This is a genomic window from Thermohalobaculum sp., assembly GCF_058622915.1.
Genome location: NZ_JBZSYN010000023.1, coordinates 1 through 10,358 on the forward strand (window position 1 = coordinate 1; position 10,358 = coordinate 10,358).

At 68.2% G+C, this 10,358-nt stretch carries 8 protein-coding genes; 5 read left to right on the top strand and 3 right to left on the bottom strand.

Annotated elements, in window-relative coordinates; all coding sequences use genetic code 11:
• Nucleotides 1-112: 112 nt before the first annotated feature.
• Complete coding sequence (locus tag AC32QD_RS01770; protein WP_492008760.1) at nucleotides 113-1,231, bottom strand: DUF3734 domain-containing protein; 1,119 nt, start codon at nucleotides 1,229-1,231, stop codon at nucleotides 113-115.
• Between the two features lie 727 nt (nucleotides 1,232-1,958).
• Complete coding sequence (locus AC32QD_RS01775) at nucleotides 1,959-2,255, bottom strand: hypothetical protein (RefSeq protein ID WP_492008761.1); 297 nt, start codon at nucleotides 2,253-2,255, stop codon at nucleotides 1,959-1,961.
• A gap of 302 nt (nucleotides 2,256-2,557) precedes the next feature.
• Between AC32QD_RS01775 and AC32QD_RS01780 the strand changes: the two genes are divergently transcribed.
• From AC32QD_RS01780 to AC32QD_RS01800, 5 genes are all read left to right on the top strand, one after another.
• Entirely contained in the window at nucleotides 2,558-3,712 is a 1,155-nt protein-coding gene (locus AC32QD_RS01780; RefSeq protein WP_492008762.1) for a paraquat-inducible protein A, read from the top strand.
• Nucleotides 3,709-5,187: a PqiB family protein gene (locus AC32QD_RS01785; RefSeq protein ID WP_492008763.1), complete on the top strand. Its 1,479-nt coding sequence runs from the start codon at nucleotides 3,709-3,711 to the stop codon at nucleotides 5,185-5,187. The genes AC32QD_RS01780 and AC32QD_RS01785 overlap by 4 nt, the downstream gene beginning before the upstream one ends.
• A gap of 130 nt (nucleotides 5,188-5,317) precedes the next feature.
• The gene (pdhA, locus tag AC32QD_RS01790) at nucleotides 5,318-6,409 is read left to right on the top strand and encodes a pyruvate dehydrogenase (acetyl-transferring) E1 component subunit alpha (RefSeq protein ID WP_492008764.1); all 1,092 of its coding nucleotides are present in this window, start codon (nucleotides 5,318-5,320) and stop codon (nucleotides 6,407-6,409) included.
• Nucleotides 6,410-6,412: 3 nt separating this feature from the next.
• Nucleotides 6,413-7,411, top strand: a complete 999-nt coding sequence (locus AC32QD_RS01795) for an alpha-ketoacid dehydrogenase subunit beta (RefSeq protein WP_492008765.1) — start codon at nucleotides 6,413-6,415, stop codon at nucleotides 7,409-7,411.
• Nucleotides 7,412-7,424: 13 nt separating this feature from the next.
• Nucleotides 7,425-8,984 carry a dihydrolipoamide acetyltransferase family protein gene (locus AC32QD_RS01800; RefSeq protein WP_492008766.1) on the top strand — a complete coding sequence of 520 codons (1,560 nt, stop codon included), beginning with the start codon at nucleotides 7,425-7,427 and terminating at the stop codon, nucleotides 8,982-8,984.
• A gap of 42 nt (nucleotides 8,985-9,026) precedes the next feature.
• Here AC32QD_RS01800 and AC32QD_RS01805 read toward each other — a convergent pair whose 3' ends face one another.
• A complete protein-coding gene (locus AC32QD_RS01805) occupies nucleotides 9,027-10,091 on the bottom strand; it encodes an AI-2E family transporter (RefSeq protein WP_492008767.1) in 1,065 nt (354 codons plus the stop codon).
• Nucleotides 10,092-10,358: the final 267 nt, after the last annotated feature.

Sequence of the window (10,358 nt, forward strand, 5' to 3'; positions counted from 1 at the left end):
ATGAACTCCCGGTCGATAAAGCGGTATGGCCCCGCCGGGTAGGAGGGGTTGGTGAGCGGCATCGCGAAGGCGCGCTCCGTGACGGTTCCGATTTTCATGGTCCGGGCTCCCTTTAGTCCGTTGCGTCGCGCGCAAGGTCGAAGACAGCGAAGCCGCGCTCGGGGCGCTTGCGCTCGCGCCAGGCTGCGTGTCGGAGGGTTCGGCGCACGTCCGCGCTGCCGGAGTCCCAGTGCTGTCGCACCGACAGGCGCGAGAAATCATAGTCCTTCGACTGGGTCTCGTAGGCTTCTCGCCGGTGGATCAGGTGGACGATGGTGATGGCCGCATCGGTCCCGGCCTCGAGCAGCGCTCGCATGTCGGGATCGTCCCGCAACTCCTCAGGCAGCTTTTCCGAGAGTCGCCTGGCGGCGCCGCGCATCCGGTGGAAGCGGTTCATCATGTCGGTGTTCAACCGGGTGCGGCTCGAGAAGCGGATCTCCTTCTCGCGCTGCTCGACCTCCCACAGCGTGCGCGGGATGGGGCCGCGGGCGCTGAACAGGTCGACCTGGAAGATGCACAGATCGTCTCGCGGAGGCCGTTCGTTAAGGATGTATTGCAGCGGCGTGTTCGAGACGATGCCGCCGTCCCAGTAGAGCTGGCCATCCACCTCGACCGGCGGGAAGCCCGGGGGCAGCGCGCCGCTGGCCATGATGTGCTCGGGCCCGATGCGCATGTCTGCGGTGTCGAAATAGGTGAAGTTGCCGGTGCAGATGTTCACCGCTCCGACACTGAGGCGCACCGACCCGGAATTGAGCAGGTCGAAATCCACCAGACGCTCGAGCGTGCGGCGCAGCGGCGCGGTGTCGTAATAGCTGATCGCCTCGGTCGAGCCGGCGGGCATGAGAGCGGGCGGCGGAAACCGGGGCGAGAAGAAGCCCGGGATTCCCGCCGCGGCTGCCATTGCCGAACTGGCCTCGTTGAAAGTCGCGCGCGCCAGCGTGCCCGGCACCACCGGCCCGCCCGGCAGCGTCGAGGACAGGCCGTCCCACAGCGCCTGGAGCTTTTCCACCCGGCGCTCCACGGGATTGCCGGCGATGACGGCCGCGTTAAGCGCGCCGATCGAGATTCCGGCGATCCACCCGGGCAGGTAGGCCGCATTGGCCAGTTCCGCGTAGGCGCCGGCCTGGTAGGCGCCGAGGGCTCCACCGCCCTGCAGCACCAGCGCGGGTACTTCGGATCTCGTCGCGCTCATCGTCGAACTCCCGCCTTGGGTCGGATGTTGGGCCGCGGCCCAGCCGGGCCGGGCCGCAATCGATCAAAGAAATGGAACGCGCCCGCTTCCCGGCCAGTCCCGATCGGCAGGCGCCTCGTGGCACCGCCCTTCGATCACGACTGTCTTCGGGTCCGTGCACATGTCCGTGCACATGGCGTTTCGCAGGCTTTGTCGGTAGATCAAGCCAGATACGATAGCCCACAGAGTACATATGGCGAGACCCATCGCGGCGACGCCGAAGACGGCCATAGTCAGGATGACCGTCGCCGCCGTGAAAGTCATGATTTTCAAAGATTCGAACATCGCACGCTGCATTGCTCCCCTTGCCCCCGTGATCCGACGCCCCCGTGATCCGACCATGCCCCGTGCATGTGTTGATCGCGGATTACGGATGCATGCCTCGCACCTGAGATTTTTTTAATCTCGGGCGAACGGCGAGGTTGGCGGGGCAACATCGCGCGGGCCTTCGCGGGCAGGTGCGACCCAACCGTGAGGCGCCCAGGGCTCGCTGGTGATGTTCCAGGCCCCGCGGGACGGTCCGGCTGCCCCGGCTGACCCCGTGCAGATCTTTCGCGCGCTCGGCAGACCCGCGTTCGTCCCCGCGTTCGTAACCATCGCCCCAGTCCTCAAGAAGGCGGATCGGGCTGCCGTATAGACGCAGCCCTCCGGCCTTTGCGGACGAAGTTCGTGGGTGTTCCCTGCGGGCCTAGGTCCCGCACTGGCTCTTCGCCGCCATGAAGGCCTTGATGATCTGGGGGTTCGAGTGCTTCACGCCGTTCTCGACGTCGGAGGCGTCTTTCGCGGTCGTCACGATCGACGCCGCCTTCTTGCTCATGCTCGGGTCGAGATTCTTGTCGATCACCGTGCCGTAGCACTGGCTCTGCGCCTGAGCCATTCCGAGCTTGGTGAAGCCGCTGGCGATTTGCGCCTGGACGTCAGAGGCCAGCGCGATGCCGGGCACGAGCGCTGCGCCGACTAGGATTCCGAGTGCACTTGCGCGCATGACAATCTCCTTCACATTGGGTTGATTGCGATTCGCCCGCATAAACGCCAATCCGGCCCGAAACGTTCCTTGGCAGCCAAGGCGGGGGCAGCCAAGGCGGGGGCAGCCAAGGCGGGGGCAGCCAAGGCGCGCGAGCGCTGCACAGGCGCCGCGGCCCTATGCAACCCATCAGGCCTGCTGGCGTTTATGCCAGCATGACCATGGCGATGGGGGCGGAAAGTGTCACGGGATCGTTGACGCGGCCGGGGGGCGCGTTGCTTGTCGCGTGCCCCGATTGCGGCGCACGCCAGCACATCCCGGATTTGCCCGAAGGTGCCAACGCCTATTGCTGGCGATGCGGCAACGCGCTCGAGCGCGGCGCGGGGCGCAGCGCCGGGGCGGCCCTTGCGTGCACGGCCATGGGGCTCTTGCTGCTCATTCCCGGCAATGTCCTGCCGGTCATGCGCTCCAGCCTCTACGGGCCGTCGATCGAGGCCCGCGTGGTCGACGGCGCCATCACCTACTGGACGGACGGCTGGCCGGTCCTGGCGGTTTTCGTGGGCTGCTTCGTCGTCGTGGTGCCGATCCTGCGCTCGATCATGCTGGTCGCGGTGCTCGGAGGGCTCCGGCTCGGCTACCGCGGGCTCTGGCAGGGGCGCCTGTTCCGCTATGTCGAGAACCTGCGCATCTGGTCGATGCCCGAGGTCTATGTTCTCGCGGCTGGCGTGACCTACACCCGGCTGGCGGCGCAGATCCAGGCCGACGTGGAGCCGGGCGGCTGGTGCTTCGTCGCCGCGTCCGTCCTGCTGCTGGTCGGCGATGCCTCGCTCAACCGGCGGCGGATCTGGCAGGCCATCCGCCCGGACGAGGCCGCGCCCGACGCCGCCCACGGAATTGCCTGCGATGCCTGCCACCAGGTGCTCGCGGACCGCAAGCCGGGGGACCGCTGCCCGCGCTGCGCCCGCCGGCTGCAGTGGCGCAAGCCAAACGCCGTCAGCCGCACGATGGCGCTGACCGTGGCGGCGATGGTGCTGGCCCCCTTCGCCCTGGTGCTGCCGATGACCGAGACGGTCCAGCTGGGCTCGGAGGTGCACCGCAATATTCTGCGTGGCGTTTCGATCCTGTTCGATAAGGGCTTTTGGTATTTCGGGCTGGTTATCCTGACCGCCAGCGTCCTGATCCCGCTTGTCAAGCTGATCGGGCTGCTCTGGCTGACTTTCAGGATAAGATATCCCCGCGCGAAAGGCTTGCGCCTGCGCACCGAGGTGCATCGCGTGATCCACGAGATCAATCGCTGGTCGTTCACCGATCCCTTCATCGTCGCGCTCACCGCGCCGGTCATGTCGTATCCCGGCATCGCCGACGTGCGCGGCGGTCCTGGTGCCCTGCCGTTCGCGCTGGTTGTCGTGCTGACAATGCTCGCCTCCCACTACTTCGACAGCCGCCTGATGTGGGACGCGGCGGAGGATCACTCATGACCGAGGACGCAAAGATGAATCAGTCCCAGAAATCGGACGGTGCTCCGGGGTCTGTTCCCGAGGCGCACCCGCGCCGCGTCAACTGGCCGGGCTGGGTCTGGCTGGTCCCGATCGCAGCGGCCCTGCTGGCCGGGTGGTTCGTGTACCAGTACTGGGTCGTCGGCGCCCGGGAGGTGACCGTGCGCTTTGCCGAGGCGCCGGGCGTGACCGTCGGCGCCCCGGTTCAGTACAAGGGCATCCAGGTCGGCAACGTGACTGACATAAGCCTCGGCAAGACTCTGAAGCAGGTGCGGCTGAAGGTGCTGCTGAACGGCGCGCTCGCGTCGCACATCGGCAAACAGACGAAGTTCTGGATCGTCCAACCGAAGCTCACCCAGGGCGACGTGCGTGGCCTGATCTCGGGGGCGCATCTGGGCGTCGAGCCCGGCGGGGGGCCGAAGGCGTCGAGCTTCCAGGGGCTTGAGGCGCCGCCCGCCAGTGCGATGGCCCAGGCCGGGCGGACCTTCCTGCTCACGGCGACGAGCGCCGAGGGCCTCACGCGCGGCGCCCCGGTCTTCTACCGCGGGGTGAAAGTGGGGCAGGTGCTCGGCACCCGCCTTGCCCACTCGCAGCAGAGCGTCGAGGTCCGCATCGTCATCGACCGCGACCATGAGGAACTGGTGCGCAAGGGAACGGTGTTCTGGCAGGCGGGCGGGATCTCGATCTCGACCGCCGGCGGAATCAACCTTCACGTCCCGCCGCTCCAGGCCCTGCTCACGGGCGCGGTCGCCTTCGACACCCCGTCGGTGTTCGCCGGTCCGGCGGCGCAGGCGGGGGCCTCCTTTGTCCTTCATAGCGGCCGGGACAGCGCGGAAGCGACCATGCAGGGCGCCCGCTTCGCCTATTTCGTGCGCTTTCCCAAGGTCGTCAGCGGCGTGTCCAGCGGCGCGGCGGTCGAGCTCGACGGGCGCAGGATCGGCCGCGTCACGCATGTGGGGCTGGAGGTCGATGCCAAGAGCGGGAAACTCGCCAGCCCGGTCCGGATCCAGATCGACGCGACCAAGCTCGGCCTCGATCTGAAGGGCGCCAAGAGCCGCGAGGACGTGCGCCGTCTTCTCGACAAGAAGCTCGCCGCCCTGGTGCAGGACGGCCTACGCGCGAAGATCTCCTCGGGCGGCTTCCTGCCGGGGGGCCAGGCGGTCGAGCTGACGATTGTCAAGGGCGCCGCGCAGGCAACCCTCGACCTCAACCACCAGCCGCCGGCAATCCCGCCCGTTGCGCCCAAAGGACAGAATCAGACGCAAAACCAGGGTGGCGGCAGCGGAGGCAACAAAGGCTCCAGCGGCGGCAGCGGGCAGAAAGCCGGCCAGGCGCAGACCGGCGGTCAGTCGGGCTCGGGCTCGAACGGGCAGTCCGGCGCTGGTGGTGGCGCCAGTGGTGCCGCCCAGTCCGGCGGTGGCGCGGGCTCGAGCCAGGCCACGGGCACGACCAAGTAGCCTTCCGGTCGCGCCGCTCCTGAGACGGCGCGACCGACCCCGGTGCCGTGGAACCCGGAACGCATGGTTTCGTTGGTTTTGCAGGCGGGTGAGCCGCCTGCGCTGCCTGTACCGGAACGAGATCTGTGCCATGACGAGTATTCTCACCGAGCCGAAGCCCGAATTCGTGCCGTTGGCGATCCTCGGAGCGGACGGGAAACTGGTCGGCGACGCTGCGGCGGACAGCGAGAGCGCCCCGATCGAACGCATGCACGAAGCCATGCTGCGCGCGCGGCGCTTCGACGAGCGGCTCCTGAACCTTCAGCGCCGCGGCGAGGTCGGCACCTTCGCGCCCGTCAAGGGGCAGGAGGCGGCGCAGATCGGGACAATCGCATGTCTCGGCGAGGACGACTGGTTCGTTCCCGCCTTCCGCGAAACCGCTGCCGCGCTCTGGCGCGGGCTGCCGATGGCCGACCTGTTCGTCTTCACTGCCGGCTGGAACGCGGGCATCGAGCTGCCCGAGGGCTCGCGCGATCTGCCGAACGCCGTGCCCGTCGCCTCGCAGCTCCCCCATGCCGTGGGGATCGCCTACGCGGCCAAGCTGCGCGGCGAGCCGAGCGTGGCGATGACCTATTTTGGCGACGGCGCCACCTCGGAGGGCGACTTTCACGAGGCGCTCAACTTCGCCGGGGTGTTCTCGGTGCCGGTGGTGTTCGTCTGCCAGAACAACGGCTGGGCGATCTCGGTGCCGCGCGCGCACCAGACGGCGTCGCAGACGCTGGCCCAGAAGGCCCACGCCTACGGCATCGCCAGTTGCCAGGTGGACGGCAACGACCTGCTCGCCGTGCACCAGGCGGCGCACGAGGCCGTCGAGCGCGCCCGCGACGAGGGCCGGCCAGCGATGATCGAGGCGCTGACCTACCGCATGGAGGTGCACACCACCGCCGACGACCCGACCCGCTACCGCAGCGAGAAGGAAGTCGAGAAATGGGAGGCGCGCGACCCGATCGCACGAGTCCAGACCTTTCTCAAGAGCCGCGACCAGCTCGACGACGGCATGATCGAGTCGCTCGAGCAGGAGATCGAGACCGAGATCGACCGCGCCTGGGAGGAAGCCAAGGAGCGCATCGCAAAGCTCGAGAAGGCCTCGGCCGACGTGATGTTCGACCACATCTACAAGGAGCCGACGCGCGAGCTGGGACGCCAGCGCGAAGCATTCCGCAAGAGCGTCGGGGACGCCTGAGCCATGGCCGAGAAGAAGAAGCACGAAGGCCTCAACATGGTCGAGGCGATCAATGGTGCCCTGCATGCCGCCATGGAGGCGGACGAGCGCGTCGTCGTGCTCGGCGAGGATGTGGGCGTCGATGGCGGCGTGTTCCGCGTCACCGAGGGGCTGATAGACGCCTTCGGCGAGGCGCGCGTCATGGACACGCCGCTGGCCGAGACTGGAATCATCGGCGTTGCCGTCGGCATGGCCCTCAACGGGCTGATCCCGGTGCCCGAGCTGCAGTTCTCGGGCTTCAGCTACTTCGCGTTTGCGCAGATCGAGAACCATGTCAGCCGCATGCGCTGGCGCACGCGCGGCGCGCATGCGGTGCCGATGGTGATCCGCATCCCCTATGGCGCTGGCGTGCGCGCGCTGGAGCACCACTCCGAGAGCCGCGAGGTGTTCTATGGCCATATGCCGGGGCTCAAGACGGTGATTCCGGCCACCCCGCGGCGCGCGGCCGCGCTGTTGCGCGCCGCGATCGAGGACCCCGATCCCGTGGTCTTCATGGAGCCCAAGGCGGTCTACCGCGCCTTCCGCGAGGACGTGCCCGAAGACCCCGAGCCGGCCGAGCTCGGCCGGGCGCGGACGGTGCGCGAGGGCGATGACCTGACGCTCGTCTCCTACGGCGCCATGCTGCACCGGGCGATCGAGGCGGCGGACACGCTGGCCGACCAGCACGGCATCGAGGCCGAGGTGATCGACCTCGAGACCATCTCCCCGATCGACGCGGATGCGATCGTTGCCTCGGCGCGCAGGACCGGCCGGGTGATGATCGTCAACGAGGCGCCGATCACCTATGGCCCCGCCGGCGAGATCGCCATGCGGGTGATCGAGGGCGCCTTCTTCTCGCTTCGCGTCCCGATCCGGCGCGTCGTCGGCTGGGACGTGCATGTGCCCTACTTCGCCCGCGAGCAGGATTATCTGCCGGGCGTCCAGCGGGTGGTTAACGAGGCGCGCGACCTGATGAAGGACTGAGCGAGGAGACACGATGCGGCGCGAATTCAAGCTCCAGGATCCGGGCGAAGGCGTCCACGAGGTCGAGATCAACGAGATCCTCGTCTCCAAGGGCGGCGACGTCCAGGAGGGTGACGACGTGATGGTCGTCGAGTCCGACAAGGCGGCGATCGAATTGCCCTCGCCCTATACCGGCCGCGTCGCCGAGATCAGCGTTTCCGAGGGCGACATGGCCGAGGTCGGCGACGTGCTGCTGGTGATCGAGACCGAAGCACAGGCCGCCGAGGAAGAGCCCGAGGAGGAGGGGTCTGCAGGAGAAGAGGCCGACCAGGGGGAGCCTGAGAAGGACGAGGCGGAGGAGGCGGAGCCTGAGGAGGACGAGGCCGAGCCCGCGGAGCCTGAGGAGGACGAGGCCGAGCAGGCGTCGCAGAAGCAGCCAAAGGCTCCCAAGAAGACCGATCAGCGGACCGCTTCCGATCGCGCCGACAAGCGCCGTGCGGACGAGGAAGCGGCGTCTGCGGAACAGGAGGAGGGAGACCATCCGCGACGCTCCCCCCGGCCCGACTCGGAAAAGGAACGCGATAAGGACGCGCGGATCCTTGCCGCGCCTGCCGCGCGCCGGCTGGCGCGCGACCACGGCCTTGAGCTTGCCGACGTGAAGCCGACCGGCAGCAAGGGCCAGGTCACGCTGGAGGACGTGCAGGCGGCGCTTGGCGAGGCGGACGAGCAGGCCGGCGAGAAGAGGTCGGAGAAGGCGCGCGAGAAGCGGTCGCAGAAGGCTGGCGATGAGCCGTCGGAGCAGGCCGCGCCGCCCGAAGCCCAAGAGGATCGCGCCGCCCAGGAGGATCGCGCCGCCCAGGAGGATCGCGACGCCTTCGGCCCGGTCGAACGCGTCAAGCTGCGCTCGATCCGCGCCGCCACCGCGCGCGCCATGACACGCTCCTGGGCCGAGATTCCCCATGTCACGCACCAGGACCTGGCCGACATCACCGAGCTCGAACGCTGGCGCCGCCGGCTGGTGAGGGAAGAGGACGACCCGTCGCTGACGCTCACGCCCTTCATCGTGAAGGCGGCGGCGGCCATCATGCGCCGCCACCCGCGCTTCAACGCCAGCCTCGACATGGACAAGGGCGAGATGGTGCTGAAGCACTACTACAATATCAACGTCGCGGTGGCGACCGGGCGCGGGCTGATCACGCCCGTGGTGCGCGGGGTCGAGCGCAAGCCGGTGCGAGAGCTCGCCCACGAGCTGGCCGAGCTGACCGAACGCATGCGCAACGGCCGTCCCTCGAAGCAGGACCTGACGGGCGGCACCTTCACGGTGACCAATGTCGGCGGGCTGGGCGGCACCTCGTTCGCGCCGATCATCAACCCGCCGCAGAGCGCGATCCTCGGCTGCGCCCAGGCCCGGCTGATGCCGGTGGTGCGCGGCGATGTCGAGAACCTCGATACGGCGCGCGCCGAGCCGCGCCTGATGCTGCCGCTGATCCTGGCCTTCGACCACCGGGTGCTCGACGGTGCCGACGCCGCGCGTTTCATCAACGAGCTCAAGCGGCTGCTCGAGGACGTCAAGTCGTTCGCGCTGGATGTCTGAGCGGGCGCGACGGAGCGCCTCGCGGCCTCGCCGCGAGCGCTATCACGGCCCCGAGCGGTCCCCGAGCCAGTCCTCGACATAGAGCCGGTGCACCAGCACCTTGCCCACGGCCGCCAGCGGCGTCGCCAGCGCCAGGCCGGCGGCGCCGAACAGCGCCGCCATGATCAGCTGCACGATCAGGATCGTGCCCGGGGAAAGCCAGACCACCTCCATCTGCACCACGGGCGTCAGCACGTAGCTCTCGAGCGTCTGCACGGCGAGATAGAGCCCCAGCGACCAGAACACGGTGGTGTAGCTCACGGTCAGGCTGACGAGGATGATCGGTACGGCGGCCAGCACCGGCCCGATCGTGGGGATGAAGGCGAGCATTCCCGCCTGCACCCCCAGCATGATGCCATGCGGCAGGCCTATTATCAGCAGGCCGATGGTGGTGAACACGGCGATCACGCACATGTTGATGCCGATCCCCACCAGCCACCAGCGCAGGGTGCCTCCGACCTCGTCGAGCACCTCGCCCATGCGCGCGCGCATGTCCATCGGCAAGAGCCGCAGAAAGCCGTTGCGATAGCTGCCCGGATCATAGCCGAGGAAGACCCCGAGCATCACGATCAGGATGGCGCTGCCGACCAGGCCGAAGATGCTGGTCATCGCCGTCGTGGCGCTGGTCAGAAGCCCCGAGGGATTGGGCAGCATGGGCGCAAGGCCGGTGCCGGGATTCCCCACGAGCCAGCCGAAACCGGCGCCGACCAGCGTCGTGCGCCAATGCTCGAGCTGGTGGCTTATGGTGGAGAAGAAATCCGTCATCTGCTGCACGGCCAGAAGGCCCCAGGTGCTCAGGAAGGTCCCTCCGATGAGCGCGAAGAGCACCAGCACGATGGCGAAGCGCAGACCCCGTGGCAGGGCGACCACGCGCCCCAGCGCGGTGACCATCGCGTCCAGAAGCGCGGCGAACACGATGCCGGCGAAGATGATGAGGAACGCATCTCCGATATACCACAGCAGGACGAACAGCCCGGTCGCCAGCAGCGCGACCACGCTGATCTCGAAGGTGCGCCGGGCAAGCTGGTCGCGCCCTTCCCTTCGTCCATCCTGTTCTGCCTGTTGCATGTCACACCGCGCGAAGCCACCGGATGAGGATCTCGTAATAACGTCCTTCTGCGCCGGAGGCTCCCGCCGTGCGGGCGGTGCGCGGTGTTCTGTGGTGCGGGCCTAGTTCCGCCTGTCCCTGCCGTCCTCCTCGATCACCACGTGATCGGCGACGAAGGCGCCGCGCTGGCCCATCGGCCGCGGTGGCCCGCGTGTCGTGTCGACGTCCGTCTGGTACTCCATCTCCGCATTCAGCCGGGCGCCGAGCAGCACGATGAGCGAGCCCAG